19 protein-coding genes are annotated in these 15,902 nt (G+C 47.9%); 12 read left to right on the forward strand and 7 right to left on the reverse strand.

What is annotated here, in order from left to right; genetic code table 11:
* Positions 1-15: 15 nt before the first annotated feature.
* The 4 genes from ITJ88_RS00100 (at position 16) to ITJ88_RS00115 (ending at position 1,703) form a co-directional block, all read left to right on the forward strand.
* The gene (locus tag ITJ88_RS00100) at positions 16-174 is read left to right on the forward strand and encodes a hypothetical protein (RefSeq protein ID WP_014971497.1); all 159 of its coding nucleotides are present in this window, start codon (positions 16-18) and stop codon (positions 172-174) included.
* 119 nt (positions 175-293) lie between these two features.
* Positions 294-746, forward strand: a complete 453-nt coding sequence (locus ITJ88_RS00105) for a hypothetical protein (protein WP_195864312.1) — start codon at positions 294-296, stop codon at positions 744-746.
* Between the two features lie 13 nt (positions 747-759).
* The gene (locus ITJ88_RS00110; protein WP_195864313.1) at positions 760-1,269 is read left to right on the forward strand and encodes a hypothetical protein; all 510 of its coding nucleotides are present in this window, start codon (positions 760-762) and stop codon (positions 1,267-1,269) included.
* Entirely contained in the window at positions 1,236-1,703 is a 468-nt protein-coding gene (locus ITJ88_RS00115) for a hypothetical protein (RefSeq protein ID WP_195864314.1), read from the forward strand. The genes ITJ88_RS00110 and ITJ88_RS00115 overlap by 34 nt, the downstream gene beginning before the upstream one ends.
* Positions 1,704-1,758: 55 nt before the next feature.
* Here ITJ88_RS00115 and ITJ88_RS00120 read toward each other — a convergent pair whose 3' ends face one another.
* The 4 genes from ITJ88_RS00120 to ITJ88_RS00135 form a co-directional block, all read right to left on the reverse strand.
* On the reverse strand, positions 1,759-2,766 hold the full coding sequence (locus ITJ88_RS00120) for a FecCD family ABC transporter permease (protein WP_230088480.1): 1,008 nt from the start codon (positions 2,764-2,766) through the stop codon (positions 1,759-1,761).
* Entirely contained in the window at positions 2,763-3,764 is a 1,002-nt protein-coding gene (locus ITJ88_RS00125) for a FecCD family ABC transporter permease (RefSeq protein WP_195864315.1), read from the reverse strand. Before ITJ88_RS00125 ends, ITJ88_RS00120 begins: the two co-directional genes overlap by 4 nt.
* 78 nt (positions 3,765-3,842) lie before the next feature.
* Positions 3,843-4,754 carry an iron-hydroxamate ABC transporter substrate-binding protein gene (locus tag ITJ88_RS00130; protein WP_195864316.1) on the reverse strand — a complete coding sequence of 304 codons (912 nt, stop codon included), beginning with the start codon at positions 4,752-4,754 and terminating at the stop codon, positions 3,843-3,845.
* Between the two features lie 3 nt (positions 4,755-4,757).
* Positions 4,758-5,549, reverse strand: a complete 792-nt coding sequence (locus ITJ88_RS00135; RefSeq protein WP_023469594.1) for an ABC transporter ATP-binding protein — start codon at positions 5,547-5,549, stop codon at positions 4,758-4,760.
* A gap of 184 nt (positions 5,550-5,733) precedes the next feature.
* Between ITJ88_RS00135 and ITJ88_RS00140 the strand changes: the two genes are divergently transcribed.
* From ITJ88_RS00140 to ITJ88_RS00155, 4 genes are all read left to right on the forward strand, one after another.
* Positions 5,734-6,792 (forward strand): NAD(P)/FAD-dependent oxidoreductase, encoded by a 1,059-nt coding sequence (locus ITJ88_RS00140; protein WP_029342814.1) that lies wholly within the window; start codon positions 5,734-5,736, stop codon positions 6,790-6,792.
* A 176-nt stretch (positions 6,793-6,968) separates the two neighbouring features.
* Positions 6,969-8,264, forward strand: a complete 1,296-nt coding sequence (locus ITJ88_RS00145) for a cation:dicarboxylate symporter family transporter (protein WP_195864317.1) — start codon at positions 6,969-6,971, stop codon at positions 8,262-8,264.
* 178 nt (positions 8,265-8,442) lie between these two features.
* The gene (locus ITJ88_RS00150) at positions 8,443-8,730 is read left to right on the forward strand and encodes a hypothetical protein (RefSeq protein WP_195864318.1); all 288 of its coding nucleotides are present in this window, start codon (positions 8,443-8,445) and stop codon (positions 8,728-8,730) included.
* Positions 8,731-8,748: 18 nt separating this feature from the next.
* Positions 8,749-9,045 (forward strand): DUF2089 family protein, encoded by a 297-nt coding sequence (locus tag ITJ88_RS00155; protein ID WP_023469590.1) that lies wholly within the window; start codon positions 8,749-8,751, stop codon positions 9,043-9,045.
* Between the two features lie 41 nt (positions 9,046-9,086).
* On the opposite strand, the gene ITJ88_RS00160 is transcribed toward ITJ88_RS00155, so the two are convergent.
* Entirely contained in the window at positions 9,087-9,299 is a 213-nt protein-coding gene (locus ITJ88_RS00160; RefSeq protein WP_230088481.1) for a DUF4305 domain-containing protein, read from the reverse strand.
* 42 nt (positions 9,300-9,341) lie between these two features.
* A complete protein-coding gene (locus tag ITJ88_RS00165; protein WP_195864319.1) occupies positions 9,342-10,034 on the reverse strand; it encodes a CPBP family intramembrane glutamic endopeptidase in 693 nt (230 codons plus the stop codon).
* A gap of 220 nt (positions 10,035-10,254) precedes the next feature.
* Here ITJ88_RS00165 and groES point away from each other — a divergent pair, with 220 nt between their 5' ends.
* From groES to ITJ88_RS00185, 4 genes are all read left to right on the forward strand, one after another.
* Positions 10,255-10,539, forward strand: coding sequence for a co-chaperone GroES (gene groES / locus ITJ88_RS00170; RefSeq protein WP_023469587.1), 285 nt, complete (start codon positions 10,255-10,257; stop codon positions 10,537-10,539).
* A gap of 32 nt (positions 10,540-10,571) precedes the next feature.
* Complete coding sequence (gene groL / locus ITJ88_RS00175) at positions 10,572-12,212, forward strand: chaperonin GroEL (RefSeq protein ID WP_029342811.1); 1,641 nt, start codon at positions 10,572-10,574, stop codon at positions 12,210-12,212.
* Between the two features lie 147 nt (positions 12,213-12,359).
* Positions 12,360-12,980, forward strand: coding sequence for a LysE/ArgO family amino acid transporter (locus ITJ88_RS00180; RefSeq protein WP_195864320.1), 621 nt, complete (start codon positions 12,360-12,362; stop codon positions 12,978-12,980).
* 36 nt (positions 12,981-13,016) lie between these two features.
* Complete coding sequence (locus ITJ88_RS00185; protein ID WP_195864321.1) at positions 13,017-13,955, forward strand: HEAT repeat domain-containing protein; 939 nt, start codon at positions 13,017-13,019, stop codon at positions 13,953-13,955.
* 107 nt (positions 13,956-14,062) lie between these two features.
* On the opposite strand, the gene ITJ88_RS00190 is transcribed toward ITJ88_RS00185, so the two are convergent.
* Positions 14,063-15,853, reverse strand: a complete 1,791-nt coding sequence (locus ITJ88_RS00190) for an LTA synthase family protein (RefSeq protein WP_195864322.1) — start codon at positions 15,851-15,853, stop codon at positions 14,063-14,065.
* Positions 15,854-15,902: the final 49 nt, after the last annotated feature.

Below are 15,902 nucleotides of genomic sequence, written 5' to 3' on the forward strand. Positions count from 1 at the left end.
AGAGGGGGAACAACCATGAATCCGTTCACGACCTTAATCGCCTTCATCGTAGGGTGTCTCGTCTTATATCTCGGTATCCGCGACAAAAACGGTTGGCTGATCGGTGTCGCGATGATACCGCTCGCGATCGTTGCCTATAGCGTCATCTATCTGATCATTCAAGTCAGTGCGTAGTCTTCATGGAAGATGTCTTACCCTAAGCGGTAGGACGTCTTTTTTTTCGAAAATCGTACTACAGATGAAACCAATCTAGTAAAATGTAAGTATATGACAGTATAGAGAGGTGGATGATCATGGAACACGTACATACACAAACGGATGCCTTGGCGGCGCTGTACGAAGAGATGCATCAGAAGACGAAGACCGGCATGTGGGTCATGCTTGCGGCATTCTTAGCGCTCAGTAACACACTCGAGAAACCAATCTACGCGATGATCGTCCCGTTATTGTATTTTGGCTATGACATGTTACTACAACGGAAGCGGTTCGCGCTTGTTGCGGAATACACATCAAAGGATTCAGCAAGACGCCTTTATCAGGTGCATGTGTTGATTGGCATCTTACAGTACGGAGCACTCGCCGGTCTGATCGTTTGGGCAGTCGATCGCCCGAATACATCTTTCTTGATCGGTCTCGTCATCGTCGTCATTCCGTTCTACTGGCTCTGTCGAAAAACGTTAGAGTTCATCTCACGAAAGATTGATCCAACGTATATCACGGAAAAAGAAATTCACAAAGCGCGCTAAGGGAGAAGAGGCTATGCAAACGGCTCGTGAAGAACGTCTACAAAAACTTGCGCTCGCGTACCGGGATGTCGAGTGGCTCGGCACACGCTGGTACTGGAACGTGCTCTTATTCATAACAGTCGGTATCCTGATCGAGTGGACCGACATCCCCTTGTTGATTTTGACGATTCCAGCCCTTTTTCTCGGCTCTGATTTTCGCTACCAACTAAAAAAACGAAAAATTTTAGACGGCTACATCTCAAAAGCGCAGGTCCGTCGCCAATTTTTACTACGCATTGGTAGTCACGTCCTGCTGTATGTGATCTTAACGATCGTCATCACCCAGACGATCGAAGGACCGTTTTGGCAGATGCTGGTGGCAATTTTTGCGATCTTAACACCACTTTATTTCATCAGCGAATGGATCATCCGACGCGACGGAGCGCGTGATCCGGACTATATCAGTGACGTTGAGGTAGCCCGCTTCGTCAGACAGAAAGGAACATCGAAATGGAACACCTATTCGAGCGACAAGCACGTCTGAATGTAATGAAACGTCCGGTGCGTATCGTCACCTATTTCTTTTTGATTCCTGGATTGATTTTTGCAATACCCGCTTGGTTTGTGCCGGCGATTGCATCTGTCTTTAGTCAGATCATATTCTTTTGTCTTTGCGGGATTGGAGTCGTTCGAGAAATCGTTCGGCTACGACTCATGAAGTCGTATTTAACACCGAATATCTATCGACAGACTGTTCAAAGGGTCGCTCGTCTGACAATCATTGGTTATGTCGTAGCGTGGTTGATCGCTTTCGTCATGCTGTCGATTCCAAGCGCCCCTGGTTATTTATTCGTTCTCTTACTTGTCTGGAGCGGTGGAGTTGGTCTTAGCGTCACTCGACTGAACCGGTTGGCTAAACAAATCGATCCCGCGTACGTCTCGATGGGAGAAATCGAACGTGCGTGGTGGAAACGCTAAAGCCAAAAATCCGCATCAATCAGCGAAAAAGAAGCTGATGGATGCGGATTTTTGATTATTTCTTCAACAGGAGATAGATGAAGTATGGTGCTCCAATCAAGGCGACGACAATCCCAGCCGGTACACCGTCTGGTCCTGCGATGTTGCGTCCAATCGTATCAGCGAACGCAAGCAACCAGCCGCCGAGTAAAAGGGCAATTGGCAGGAAGAACTGATGCCGTGGTCCGACGAGGGCGCGGGCGATATGCGGCGCCATTAAACCGATGAAGGAAATCCCACCGGTGACAGAGACGGCAGCAGCGGCGAGCGCAACAGCTGTCAGCAAGAGTTGGATCCGTTCTTTTTCAAGCGCGACACCGACACCGATCGCGACCGGTTCATTCAAGGCAAGCAGATTGAGCTTATTCGCCTTGTAGAATGTCAGCGGAAACAAGACGAGTAACCACGGCAAGAGCGAGTAGACGAAAATCCAGTCCGTCCCCCAGATGTTACCGGCAAGCCATTTGGCGATGAAGTCGACCTTTTCGCGACGCGTCGATGAAATCAGGATGACCATGATTCCGGACAGCGCCATCGAGAAGCCGACACCGGTCAAAATCAACCGGATCGGTTGAAGTCCTTGTACGCGGTCGTACGAGAACAGGTAGATCGCTGTCGCGGTGACGAGTGCACCGAAGAAGGCAGCGATTGGTAACAGATAGATGAATGACCCGACATCGGTCGGGAAGTACAGGAAGAACAAGGCGACGGCGACGCCAGCTCCCGTGTTGATGCCGATGATACCAGGATCAGCGAGTTCATTGCGGGTAATTCCTTGTAATATTGCACCCGATAAGGCGAGTGCCATTCCTGCCATGACGGTGATAAGCAGTCGGGGTAAGCGGAGTGAATAGAGGACGAACTCCTCTTTGAACGATCCGTTTCCAAGTAACGTCGGCAGTAAACGATCATACGAGAGGGAAGCAGGTCCAAGACCGATGCTGACGACGAGTGTTGCGATCAATAATGCCAGTAACGTCCAAAACGTCAGTTGCTGGCGACGGCGTAAACGAGATTCCATCATGAGAAAGCACGCCCTCCTTTCCGAACGATCAAGAGGAAGAATGGTAGCCCGAGCATCGAGACGATTGCGATGACCGGCGTCTCATAGGGCGCGTACAGCGTCCGTCCGATCGTATCGGCAAGCAACATGAACGTTGCACCAAAGATCGCGGTCATCGGCAGGATGAATCGATAGTCCGTCCCGACGATTGCACGGACGATATGCGGAATCATCAGCCCGATGAACGCCATGTTACCGACGAGGGCTACGGCAGCACCGGCAAGCAGGATGACGACGACATAGAGGACCGCCTTGATCCGCTGGATGTTCTGTCCGAGTCCGAGCGCGACTTCTTCCGAAAGACTGAGGATCGTCAATTGCCGCGAGAAAATGAACGCAATCACGATGCCGATCGCGATGACCGGCGCGATGACTTGCAGTTGTCCCCATGTCGACCCGACGAGTCCGCCAGACGTCCATTGGGAGACATCTTGGGCAATCTTGAAGTAAATCCCGATGCCTTCCGCAATCGCGTACAGAAACGCTGAGATCGCGGAACCGGCAAGGACGATCCGGAGCGGGGAGAAGCCTCCTTTTTTCGAAGCGCCGATTCCAAAGACAAGTGCTGCCCCGAGTGCTGCTCCGACGAAACACGCGATCATGATCCCGAAGTAGTCAATTTTCGGGAACAAGACGATGACGAGCGCGAGTGCCGCATTCGCACCTGCTGTCAGACCGAGCAGACCAGGATCGGCGAGGGGATTGCGTGTCATGGCCTGCATGATGGCGCCCGAGACACCGAGTGCCGCTCCGACGAGGATTGCTGCCAGTTCCCGTGGCAAGCGGATTTCTTGGACGATTTTTGCTTTTTCATTCAACGGTCCGAACGTCAAAGCGTTCCAGACTTCGCGTGTCGTCGTATCGGCAGCACCGAACGTCATCGCGATCCAGAACATCCCGAAAAAAAGGACGAGACCGAGTGTGATTTTAATGCCGAACGGAATTCGACCAGATGACATGAATGTCGCCTCCATTTCTGATTTAGTGAGTGAGCCGCAAAAAAAGGGAGGGATCCCGCAGGTTCCCTCCCTTATTCATTATGCGCCAAGGAAACTTTTCTTGAAGAACTCGAGTTGACGTTCGAGTGTGAGCGGATCGTTGAAGTAGAATTCCTTCGAATCGACTTCGAAGACACGATCGTTTTTGACGGCTGGAATGTTCTTGAACGTATCCGTTTTCGTGAATGAGTTGTCCGCTTCCGCAGTCTTACTGAAGACGAGGTAGTCGCCTGCGTATTCAGGAAGGACTTCTGGTGACAACGCGTAGTATCCGTCTTTTAATGCCATCTTCGTGACTTTATCCGGCATTTTCAATTTCATTTCTTGATAAAGAATCTCTGTTCCACGACCCCAGTTATCGCCGAAGACGTAGAGTTGTTTATCGAAGCTTTCGATGACAGAAACAGTAGCATCTTCACCGATTTTTGCTTTGATGTCTTTACCGGCAGCAGCAGCGCGTGTTTTGAAGTCTTTGACCCAGTCGCGTGCTTCTTGCTCTTTGTTGAGCAATTTACCGATTTCGATGTGTTGCGTCAAGTAGTCGACTTTTCCGTATGTGTACGTGACTGTCGGAGCAATTTTTTTAATTTTATCGAGGTTTTTCGTTGTTGAGTAGCCGATGATTAAATCTGGTTCGAGTTCGATGATTTTTTCAACGTTCTCTTCCGATACTTCCGTGACATCTTTGAGCTTGTCGAACTTCGGATTCGCTTTTGACCACGAATCGACACCAACGACAGGAACGTCGAGCGCCATGACGTTACCAGCGAACCCAGCGAGGACGACGACACGTTTTGGATTAGCTGGAACTTTAATGTCACCATTCTCCGATTTGTACGTGATCGTCTCGTTTTTCGACCCAGACGCTGCGTCGTCTTTTTTCTCCGTATTGCCACACGCTGCGATGACGAGCGTGAGAATGAGTAGAACCGGTAAAAGTAGTTTCTTCATGATTCAATCTCCCTTGATTAAGTTGTAGGTGATACACATCGGCTTGTTCGTCCGCGGATCGCGTCCGATTTCAGCATCGATATGGAATACTTCTTGTAAGACGTCTTTTGCGATGACTTCCTCACACGTCCCGGCTTTGACGACTTCACCGTTTTTCATGGCGATGATATAGTCGGCGAACCGTGCCGCTTGATTCAAATCATGCAGGACCATGACGATCGTCCGTCCTTCGGTTCGGTTGAGATGCTCGAGCAGTTCGAGCACCTCGAGTTGGTGGGCGAGATCAAGATAAGTCGTCGGTTCATCGAGGAAGATGATGTCCGTCTCTTGGGCGAGTGCCATCGCAATCCAGACCCGTTGACGTTGACCACCCGACAACGCATCGACCGGACGGTGTTTGAATGCCATCGTATCCGTTGCTTCGAGTGCCCAATCGATGATCTCGTAATCGTGTTTCGTCAAGCGTCCGAATCCTTTTTGGTACGGGAAACGACCGTATGAGACGAGCTCTGCGACCGTCAGACCACTTGCGCTCTCTGGAGTTTGTGGCAGAATAGCCATTTTCCGGGCAAGTAGCTTCGTGCTTTCCTTGGCGATATCGAGACCATCGAGCAATGCACGTCCTGATTGATGAGGAATGATCCGTGTCATCGCTTTCAATAAAGTTGATTTGCCACATCCGTTCGCCCCAATGATTGTCGTGATTTGGCGATCGGGAATTTGGACGGACAAGTCTTTGACGATGGGACGATCACCGTAGCCGATATTGATTTCTTCTGTTGCTAGACGTACCATACGCGACGACTCCTTCGTTGTTCTCTCCGTTTTCACTGATAATGATTATCACTATCGTCTCATTAACCATACCAGTCCTGTAAAAACGCTGTCAACATTTTTTCTTGTGTTCAAGAGATGTTCACGTTATCATGAGGGAGTGAGAATGATAATCAATCGTAATCAAAGATGAGGAGTGAGTGAGATGAGGGAACAGGAGTTGTTCGACGTAACGATCATCGGTGGAGGACCTGCAGGGTTATATTCGACGTTCTATAGTGGTCTTCGGGGCATGAAGACAAAATTGATCGAGTATCAAGCAGAACTCGGAGGAAAATTGCACGTCTATCCGGAAAAGATGATCTGGGACGTCGGTGGACAGCCACCGATCACTGGTGAAAAACTCATGGCTCAACTCGTCGAACAAGGACTGACGTTCCAACCGACTGTTCAATTGAATGAAAAGATCATCTCGATCGCAAAAGACGTCTTCGGCAACTTCGTCTTAGAAGCAGAATCGGGTCGGATCCATTATTCGAAGACGGTCATCGTCGCGGTCGGCGGCGGCATCCTCAATCCACAAAAATTAAAAGTCGAGGGTGCGGAGCGCTTTGAAGTGTCGAACTTGAACTATACGGTCAAATCGATTGAACGCTTTAAAGGAAAGACCGTCATCGTCTCAGGGGGTGGGAACTCGGCGATCGACTGGGCGAATGAGCTCGAACCGGTCGCGAAAAAAGTCTACGTCACGTATCGCCGGGATTGTTTCTCGGGGCACGAGGCGCAAGTCGATCAGCTCGTCAAAAGTTCGGCTGTTTGTCTCCTCAACACGACGATTCACAAGCTGATCGCAAGTCCCGATCACCAGCGGATCGCATCGGTCGAATTGATCGACTGTCAAACAGACGAAATCGTTGAGATTCCAATTGATGAAGTCATCATTAATCATGGGTATGAACAGGATGCAGCACTGCTTGACGCGTGTGATCTCGATATCGCACGGGTCGATGACTTCTATATCGCGGGTAACGCGGCGAGCGAATCGAGTGTACCGGGACTATATGCTGCCGGAGATATTCTTTCGCACGACGGAAAGGTCCACTTGATCTCAGGTGCCTTCCAAGATGCGGCGAACGCCGTCAACCGGGCGAAACGCTTCATCGAGCCGGAAGCGCCAAAAGTGGCGATGGTCTCGTCACACAACGAAGTCTTCAAAAAACGCAATCGGGCGTTGATTGAGGAACGCGTTAATCAACAATCTTGAATAATGTTTAAACGTCCGAAATGCTTGGAAACAAGCGGATTTTGGACGTTTTTTTGTATGAATTTCATTTTTGTACTATAACAGAACGATTTGACAACGTACTGTATTTAGGACAAAATTCTTATGTTCCACTAGATGTAGGATACAAGTAAGACGGATGTATAAGGAGGAAGGGTATGACAACTACGAAACGTAAGCCAATTGGCCTTGCCTGGCAAATTTTAATCGGCTTGATTCTCGGGATCACAGTCGGTGGTGTATTTTATGGGAATCCCCATGTCGCGGAGTGGCTTAAGCCAATCGGTGACATCTTTATCCGGATGATGAAAATGATCGTCGTTCCGATCGTCTTCACGACGATCGTCCTCGGTGTCTCATCAGTCGGTAGTCCAAAAAGTCTCGGACGTCTTGGCGTCAAGACACTCGGTTACTTCACGATCGTGACGATGATTGCGATTTTCACGGGGCTGTTCGCAGCCAATCTGATTGAACCGGGTGCTGGTATTAATATGTCGACACTTGATAAAACGGACATCTCATCATATGTCGCAACGGAAGAGACGACACAAGACGCAGGACTCGTCGACAAGATCGTCAACATCGTACCGACGAACATCTTGGACGCGATGGTCCGAGGTGACATGCTTGCCATCATTTTCTTCTCGGTCTTATTCGGACTCGGTGTCGGTTTTGCAGGAGAGAAGGGTCAACCGGTCATTCGTTTCTTCGAAGGTGTCGCAGCGGCGATGTTCAATCTCGTCAACATCGTCATGAAGTTCGCACCAATCGGTGTCTTCGCCTTGATTGGTGTCACGGTCTCGACGTTCGGAATTGAATCGCTCGGTTCATTGTTTAAACTGATTGCGACATTATACGTCACGGCGCTTCTCTTCATGATGATTGTCTTCGGTTCGATCATGAAATGGGTCGGGATACGTGTTTCTGATTTTACGCGTATCTTTAAGGATGAGCTCTTGTTGACGTATTCGACAGCGTCGTCTGAGACGGTACTGCCGCGCGTCATGGAAAAACTCGAGCGGATGGGCGTTCCGAAATCAATCGTCAGCTTCGTCGTACCGACGGGTTATTCGTTTAACCTCGATGGATCTGCGCTCTATCAAGCGCTTGCTGCCTTGTTCATCGCACAGATGTACGGTATTGATCTCTCGATCGGAACACAACTGACGCTTGTCTTCGTCTTGATGCTGACATCAAAAGGGATGGCTGCCGTTCCTGGCGTCTCCTTCGTCGTGTTACTCGCAACACTCGGAACGGTCGGTATCCCGGCAGAAGGACTTGCCTTCATCGCGGGGATTGACCGAATCATGGATATGATGCGCTCAGTCGTCAACGTGACAGGAAACACGCTCGCTTCACTCGTCATCGCGAAGTGGGAAGGTGTCCTGGATGAAGACCAACTCGAGACGTTCATGTCAACAGAAGGTAAAAAAGACGACGTCCGCAGTGCGTGACCGTCGTAAATACAAGGAAGGACTGAATCGTCAGTCCTTTTTTTCGTCCTTGAAAATAGATTGAAATCAGTTGTTTTTAAGGAAAACCCCTTATTTTTGATTATAATTAAAATTATGTTTAATATTATTAATTTTAAAGTTAATATTATTAATATAATCATAAGGGAGAGGCGATAGGATGCAAACGGTAGGAATCGTCATTGGTATTGTCACAGTCTGTATCGTACAATTTTACTTAGCACGGCGCGGAAGAGTCTGGAGTTTCATCATTCCAGCGATCATCATCGGTCTCGGAATTTACTGGTATTTCGGAACAGGACCACACTCGTCGGATCGGGAGTCATTGATCCGAATCGGTACGTGTGTGGGGTTGTCCATGATGATCTCGATGGCTGAGATGGGTGTCGACTCGCGCCGTAAGCAACTGAAGCGTGAAAAAGAACGAATGGAGATTCAAGATTTGTAAGAGAAGTGAGGGAACACGATGGAACGACAAGACGTGCCCGCTTGGGTACTGGCACTCGAACAGGAGCATCTCGAGTTCATCCGCAAGTTCGTCTTGAGCTCAGGTTCATTAAAGGATATGGCAACGGCTTATCAAGTATCCTATCCGACCGTCCGGGCGAAGTTGAACCAGTTGATCGAGCGGATTGATTCGGTGCAGCAGGAAGATGTCGAATTCGTCAACATGATCAAGAACTTGGTCTTAGATGAACGGTTGAGTCTCGATGTGGCGAAGACAATCATCGATTCCTACCGCAAGGGTCAAGCGAAAGAATAAACCAAAAAACGAGATTCCCGTATGACGGAAATCTCGTTTTTTTATTGCTTGTCGTTCTTTTTGTCCTGTTCCTTCTTGATCATCTTCTTTGCTGCTGCGCGGAAGCGGAAGATCAAGTAGAGACGATAGAAGTCGATTGCGGCGAACAACGTCAGCAGGATTGTCCAGAAGTTAAAGACCGTTCCTGCTTCGACCGAGTTGTTGTAGGCGAGGAACATGAAGAGAATACCGAATATGGCATAGAATACTGCCATGAAGTTCGAGCTTTGACGCATGAAAACACGACCTTTCGTAAATTAAGACATCGCGTAGATGGCGAGTACGACGATTCCGTTGTTAAAGACATGGATGGCGATTGGAGCAATGATCCGGCGCGTCTTGACGAAGACGAGCGAGAAGACGAAACTCATCGCGACATAGATTAAAAATTTGTTGTCTTGGTGGATCAGTCCGAACAAGGCACCCGTCAAGATGAAGCTGAAGAAGAAACCGAGCTTCGAGGAGAGATTGCCGAACAGGATATGCCGGAACAAGAACTCTTCCATGATCGGTCCGAGCAGGACGACCATGACTTGCAGGAGTGGGATGACTTGGATTGCTTGGATGATCTGATCCGTATTTTGCGATTTCGCGACATTCTCGATCCCGCCTGCCATCCAGGCATCGATCAAGTTGACACCGATCAAAAGCGCATACAGGAGCGCAATTCCGATCCCGATCCATTTCAACGTATCCATCGGATCGGTTTGACGTCCCTCTGCCTTCCACTTCTGCCAATCGGGACGCAGGCAGTAGTAGGAGACGATGACGGCGACGGTGAAGCCGATCGCAAGCCACCAACCGGCGACGTCAGCAATGACGTCTTTCGGAAGGAAGTACTGGAACGAACCCGGAACCAATTGGACGATCAGATAGATGATGATCGGGATGACGTGACGCTTTTGCCACTTCTCCGCCATCACGAAAGGCAGACTGATTGGATTTTTCATCGTACAGGACACAACTCCTTTGTAATGAAGGTACTGTCCCGATTGTAACAAACAAACGGTCTTGGCGCACGATTGACGATGATTCAAAGGTGTCGATTTCGGGAAAACGGATAAAGGTTCAGGCTTGAATTCAGAGAAGAAAGCGTATAAGATAAAAATATGTTAGCACTCAACTAAAGTGAGTGCTAAAAAACAGTCATTTTCAAGGAGGATGTTTCGCATGTTAAAACCACTTGGTGATCGCATCGTGATCGAAGTCGTTAAAAAAGAAGAAACAACACTCGGAGGAATCGTTCTTCCTGGGTCAGCGAAAGAAAAACCACAAGAGGGTAAAGTCGTCGCTGTCGGTACAGGCCGTGTGACAGAGCAAGGCGTACGTGTACCACTTGAAGTGAGTGTCGGAGATCACGTTATTTATGCACAATATGCCGGTTCGGAGGTCAAAGTCGACGGCAATGAATACTTAATTTTACGCGAAAGCGATATTTTGGCAGTAGCCGAGTAATTCAGTCAATCATCTAAAGGGGGATTTCAGTCATGGCAAAAGAGATTTTATTCAGTGAAGAAGCACGTCGGGCAATGCTCCGCGGGGTCGACGCATTAGCGGATGCAGTCAAAGTCACGATCGGACCAAAAGGACGCAACGTCGTTCTCGAGCGGAAGTTCGGTTCACCACTCATCACGAATGATGGTGTGACGATCGCAAAAGAAATCGAACTCGAAGATCACTTCGAGAACATGGGTGCAAAACTCGTTGCAGAAGTTGCCTCAAAAACGAATGAGATCGCAGGGGATGGTACGACAACAGCGACAGTCCTCGCACAAGCAATGATTCGCGAAGGTCTCAAAAACGTCACAGCGGGCGCAAATCCGATGGTCATCCGTAAAGGAATCGAAAAAGCGGTCCGTCGCGCTGTCGAAGAGTTGCACACGATCGCTAAACCGATTGAAGGTAAAGAAGCAATTGCCCAAGTCGCAGCAATCTCAGCAGCGGACGAAGAAGTCGGTCAGTTGATCGCAGAAGCGATGGAACGTGTCGGTCAAGATGGTGTCATCACGATCGAAGAATCACGCGGCTTCACGACAGAACTCGATGTCGTTGAAGGGATGCAGTTCGATCGTGGTTACGCGTCACCATATATGATCACGGATTCAGATAAGATGGAAGCGGTCCTTGAGAACCCATACATTCTCGTCACGGACAAAAAGATCTCAAACATCCAAGAGATTCTTCCAGTCCTCGAGCAAGTCGTCCAACAAAACAAACCACTTCTCATCATCGCAGAAGACGTCGAAGGTGAAGCACTCGCGACACTCGTCGTCAACAAACTCCGTGGTACGTTCAACGCGGTAGCAGTCAAAGCACCAGGCTTCGGTGACCGCCGAAAAGCGATGCTTGAGGATATCTCGATCGTCACAGGTGCAGAATTGATTACAGAAGACCTCGGTCTTGATCTCAAGGAAACACAAATCACGCAACTTGGTCGCGCGTCGAAAGTCGTCGTCTCAAAAGACAACACGACAATCGTCGAAGGTCACGGACACGGGGATTCGATCGAAGCACGTGTCGGTACAATCCGTGCGCAAATCGAAGAGACAACAAGTGACTTCGATCGTGAGAAATTACAAGAGCGTCTGGCGAAACTCGCAGGTGGCGTAGCCGTCGTCAAAGTCGGGGCAGCAACTGAGACAGAACTGAAAGAACGTAAGCTCCGGATTGAAGATGCACTCAACGCAACACGCGCAGCGGTCGAAGAAGGCATCGTAGCAGGTGGGGGAACAGCTCTCATTCACGTTACGAAAGCCGTCGAATCGATTCTGTCGGTCTCAACAGGCGACGAAGCAACAGGTGTCAACATCGTGCTTCGCGCACTCGAAGCACCACTTCGTCAAATCGCGGAAAACGCAGGTCAAGAAGGCTCAGTCATCGTCGAGCGTCTCAAGCATGAAGCGCCAGGAATGGGCTACAATGCGGCAACAGACGAGTATGTCGACATGATTGAAACAGGAATCGTTGACCCAGCGAAGGTAACGCGTTCAGCACTTCAAAATGCAGCGTCCGTTTCAGCGATGTTCTTGACGACAGAAGCTGTCATCGCCGATAAACCAGAACCAGCTGGATCTGCTCCTGCAATGCCTGATATGGGCGGCATGGGTGGAATGGGCGGAATGATGTAAGACATTTCATCTAAAAGTACCGAATCCTAGTAAATAGGGTTCGGTACTTTTTGTTTGCGATAGTATACTTAATAGTTGAAAGAATTACATAAACAGTACTCATCAATTTAAAAATAAAGATAACGATAATGAGAGAGGAGACGTCAAGTGAATGAAATTTTAAAAGGCATAGTAACTTCGGGTACACTCATCGTCGCAATCGGCGCTCAAAATGCGTTCGTCCTTAAACAAGGTTTACTTAAAAACAATATTTTCTGGGTGGCGCTAGTATGTTTCTTGTGCGATGTGTTGTTGATGTGTACGGGCGTAATGGGAGTTGGTACCGTCATCAAGAATAATACGTTTGCAAATGTTGGTCTTGCGATTGTCGGAGGACTGTTTCTTCTCCTGTATGGATTTAAATCTTTTCGGAGTGCATTTTCGTCATCACATACAATGGATGTTTCAACAGATTCTAAAATCATGCCTGTTCATAAAACGATCTTACTCACATTAGCGATTACACTTTTAAATCCGCATGTCTACTTAGATACGGTCGTCGTCATCGGTGGTATAGCTGGGACTTTGACATTTGATCAAAAAGTTAATTTCTTGATCGGAGCGCTGATTGCCTCATTTATCTGGTTTTTTGGATTAGGATATGGATCGAGATGGCTCATTCCTGTGTTTAAACAACCAAAAGCGTGGAAGGTATTAGATTTTGGAATCGGTTGTTTGATGTTTTGGCTCTCGTATCAATTAATTCAGTTTGCTTTAGAACAAAGTTAAATAGATATTTAAAGGGGTAAGGAGCAACTATCACATATGAAGGACGATGAGATTTTATATTTAGTTGAACAGATGTCTGATGAAGAATACCTCTATCATGAAGAATTGAAGTGCTGTACGAACGAAGGATCACCATCTGACTTAGCTTATGCAAGAGTCCGTCAATTTAGGGACGTGAATATGCTTCCGATATTAAACACTTTACTCGATAAAGTGAAACAAGCAGAACAAAAACAACATCTTTATTTTATGATTGGAACGATTGGTGTGAATTCGGGAGATGCTCGTGCAGGGATGTTATTGCTTGAGAGACTGGAGCAAGAGACAAAGCCGAGTCTTCTCGAAAGCATTTTGGAAGAACTAGCAAAACAACAATGCATTCCTGATACAGAACGAATCGTAAAATATATAGACGATTCTCGGTCGTCCGTTCGAGAAGCTGCGATTCAAGCATTGCGAGCCTGTCGAGATGAGACAGCAGAGGATGTGCTAATTCGTTTGATTACGACATCAAATAACTCTTTTGATATCATGAGTGCTAATTTTGTTTTAGCCACGATTGGAACAGAGCGAGCCGTTCCTTATTTGACTCCTTTGTTGGATCATTCTCGAGGAGACGTGAGACATTCGGCTTTAGCTGCACTGAGTGAACTTGGAAATGGATTAGATCTTTCAATATTTTTGCATGGACTAAAAGATCGATCTAGCAATGTGAGAGAATATGCGTTAGTCGCAATTGATCGACATGGTGATGAAGTAGCGATTGAACCGGTGATCAAACGTGTACAAATATTATTGAAGCGAGCGCGACAAATACAAACAGATGAAGTCCTAATTGCTCTTCGATTTTTACATCGATACCAGCATTCCCATCAGGCGATTCCTAAATTATTTCATTGGATCATTCAAACAAAAAGAGAAGTCTTGTTTGACGAAGAATGGCAATGGATCGAAGACCATTGTACTTGTTATTGATGGGCTCGAGGGTAAGTGGAGATAACGATCAATAAACAAGCCTGACCTTCCTCACGTCTAGTGAGAAGTCAGGCTTGTTTATTTTAAGAAAATCAGATGCACTCTGATTACTCCAGTTCATTCTCCTCAATAATCTTATCCGATAGCTTTAACTGCTTACTCACATCCTTCACCTGACTGCGACAGAACTTCATCTCGACCTTTTTCTCAGTCGATACATCATAACAAGTGCCTTCGCCTGATGCTTTCGTTAAATCCGCTTCATAGTAATAGTCCTTGTAGCGGAACGAACCATCGCGGAAGCCCGTCAGATTCGGTTGATCATCGACGAGGGATTGTCCCATCATATAGGACGTTTTGAGATTCAATAAGTCAATAATCGTTGGTGCGATATCAATCTGTCCGCCATTTTCTTTCATGACCCGACCGGTTTGTTGGTCGGGTTTTTTGATGAAGAGCGGGATGCGGCGCTCGAGTTCAAAAGCAGCAACCGGAGACGAGACATCCGCTTTTTTGCGCATCTCGCTTCCTTCATTGACGAGTCCACTATCGTGATCACCATAAAAGATGACGAGGGACTGATCCCAAAGATCCCGTTGTTTTAACTCGTCGATCATCTTTCCGACACCGGTATCGACGTAATGGACAGTCTGGTAATACCGTTTCAACATCGGATTCTTATATCCGGACAGATCAAGCGTTTGATCTTCCTTGTCGATCTCATACGGTGTATGACTCGTCAGCGCGACTAAAAACGAGAAGAACGGTTTTTGTAACGTCTCCATGTGATCAATCGATTCGAGGAAGAACTGCTGATCGTTTAACGCCATTCCGATTTTCTTCTCTTTTGAATAATCCTTTTGGCTGAAGAAGTGCTTAAAACCGATGTTCTTGTAGACATCGTCACGATTCCAGAAGCCTTTTTCGTAGGCATGCATCGCTGCTGTATCGTACCCGTTTTTCTCAAGTAATGCAGGGAGCGGCTCGAATTCATTCGTCGGATATTGCGTATAGACAGAGCCTGATTTCAATGGATAAAGTGAGGTGTTCGTGATAAACTCGGCGTCCGAAGTTCGTCCTTCATGTGTCTGGTGATAGAGCGACGAGAAGTAGAGCGATTCCTTCTTCAGTTGATTCAAGTTCGGTGTCACTTCTTCGCCATTGATGGTTTGGTCGATGACTGAAGCCTGGAATGACTCGAGCTGTACCAAAATGATATTCGGTGTCTGCTTCGGACCGGTTGGATTCGTCTGTTGCTTTTGATTGATGCGCTGTTGCTCCTGTGCCGTCAGTTCGTCGCCGGGTCGTCCGGTCACGCCTTTGAACACATCCCACCCGTGATAGCCCCAGAAACCGAAAAGATAGTAGTCACGCATATCGGAGATCGTTGCCGTCGGTTGACGATCTTCCGTTAGCGTCCGGTATGTCAGCAACGAGGCAGACAAGATGATGCCACTGACTGCAAGGATTCCAGCCGTCCGGCGGCGTGTTTGCGTCGTCGTCACTTCCGGTCGTTTGTGGAAAACAAAAAGCAGTAGTACGAAAATCAAACTATCAGCGAACAAGAGGAAGTCTTGCGGTACGATCAAGGCGGTGAAGCCGCTACTGACGTCACTCATCTGCGTCATCTGTGAGAGGAGCGAGACGGAGAGAAAGTCCTCGAAGTAACGATAGTACCACATGTCGGAAGCGAGCAGAAAACTGTGCGCGAGCAGTAGACCGAGCCAGACCCAGCGGCGTTTATTCCACGGAATCAGTAACGTCCAGCTCGACAGGATCAGCATCCCGGCCAGGTTCATGAGTGTTAAATGGAGCGAAAGATCGGTCTTTGTAAAGTAACTAAACAGCATGAACTTCAGCATGCCGAGTAACAAATAAAGGGTGTAGCGAATCGCCATGGTCAGTACTCCTTACGTGTGTCGTCACACAGTCTTTACCCTGAATCGA

The sequence above is a fragment of the Exiguobacterium abrahamii genome (assembly GCF_015645365.1).
Lineage (GTDB): Bacteria > Bacillota > Bacilli > Exiguobacteriales > Exiguobacteriaceae > Exiguobacterium_A > Exiguobacterium_A abrahamii.

Bases quoted from the DNA above. Each gene is read 5' to 3' on its own strand.
- ITJ88_RS00155 (WP_023469590.1), top strand. From the start codon at position 8,749: ATGGAACGACAAGACGTGCCCGCTTGGGTACTGGCACTCGAACAGGAG.
- ITJ88_RS00105 (WP_195864312.1), top strand. From the start codon at position 294: ATGGAACACGTACATACACAAACGGATGCCTTGGCGGCGCTGTACGAA.
- ITJ88_RS00110 (WP_195864313.1), top strand. From the start codon at position 760: ATGCAAACGGCTCGTGAAGAACGTCTACAAAAACTTGCGCTCGCGTAC.
- ITJ88_RS00135 (WP_023469594.1), bottom strand. From the start codon at position 5,549: ATGGTACGTCTAGCAACAGAAGAAATCAATATCGGCTACGGTGATCGT.
- ITJ88_RS00115 (WP_195864314.1), top strand. From the start codon at position 1,236: ATGGAACACCTATTCGAGCGACAAGCACGTCTGAATGTAATGAAACGT.
- ITJ88_RS00120 (WP_230088480.1), bottom strand. From the start codon at position 2,766: ATGATGGAATCTCGTTTACGCCGTCGCCAGCAACTGACGTTTTGGACG.
- ITJ88_RS00145 (WP_195864317.1), top strand. From the start codon at position 6,969: ATGACAACTACGAAACGTAAGCCAATTGGCCTTGCCTGGCAAATTTTA.
- ITJ88_RS00165 (WP_195864319.1), bottom strand. From the start codon at position 10,034: ATGAAAAATCCAATCAGTCTGCCTTTCGTGATGGCGGAGAAGTGGCAA.
- ITJ88_RS00160 (WP_230088481.1), bottom strand. From the start codon at position 9,299: ATGGCAGTATTCTATGCCATATTCGGTATTCTCTTCATGTTCCTCGCC.
- ITJ88_RS00100 (WP_014971497.1), top strand. From the start codon at position 16: ATGAATCCGTTCACGACCTTAATCGCCTTCATCGTAGGGTGTCTCGTC.
- ITJ88_RS00130 (WP_195864316.1), bottom strand. From the start codon at position 4,754: ATGAAGAAACTACTTTTACCGGTTCTACTCATTCTCACGCTCGTCATC.
- ITJ88_RS00185 (WP_195864321.1), top strand. From the start codon at position 13,017: ATGAAGGACGATGAGATTTTATATTTAGTTGAACAGATGTCTGATGAA.
- groL (WP_029342811.1), top strand. From the start codon at position 10,572: ATGGCAAAAGAGATTTTATTCAGTGAAGAAGCACGTCGGGCAATGCTC.
- ITJ88_RS00150 (WP_195864318.1), top strand. From the start codon at position 8,443: ATGCAAACGGTAGGAATCGTCATTGGTATTGTCACAGTCTGTATCGTA.
- ITJ88_RS00140 (WP_029342814.1), top strand. From the start codon at position 5,734: ATGAGGGAACAGGAGTTGTTCGACGTAACGATCATCGGTGGAGGACCT.
- ITJ88_RS00190 (WP_195864322.1), bottom strand. From the start codon at position 15,853: ATGGCGATTCGCTACACCCTTTATTTGTTACTCGGCATGCTGAAGTTC.
- groES (WP_023469587.1), top strand. From the start codon at position 10,255: ATGTTAAAACCACTTGGTGATCGCATCGTGATCGAAGTCGTTAAAAAA.
- ITJ88_RS00125 (WP_195864315.1), bottom strand. From the start codon at position 3,764: ATGTCATCTGGTCGAATTCCGTTCGGCATTAAAATCACACTCGGTCTC.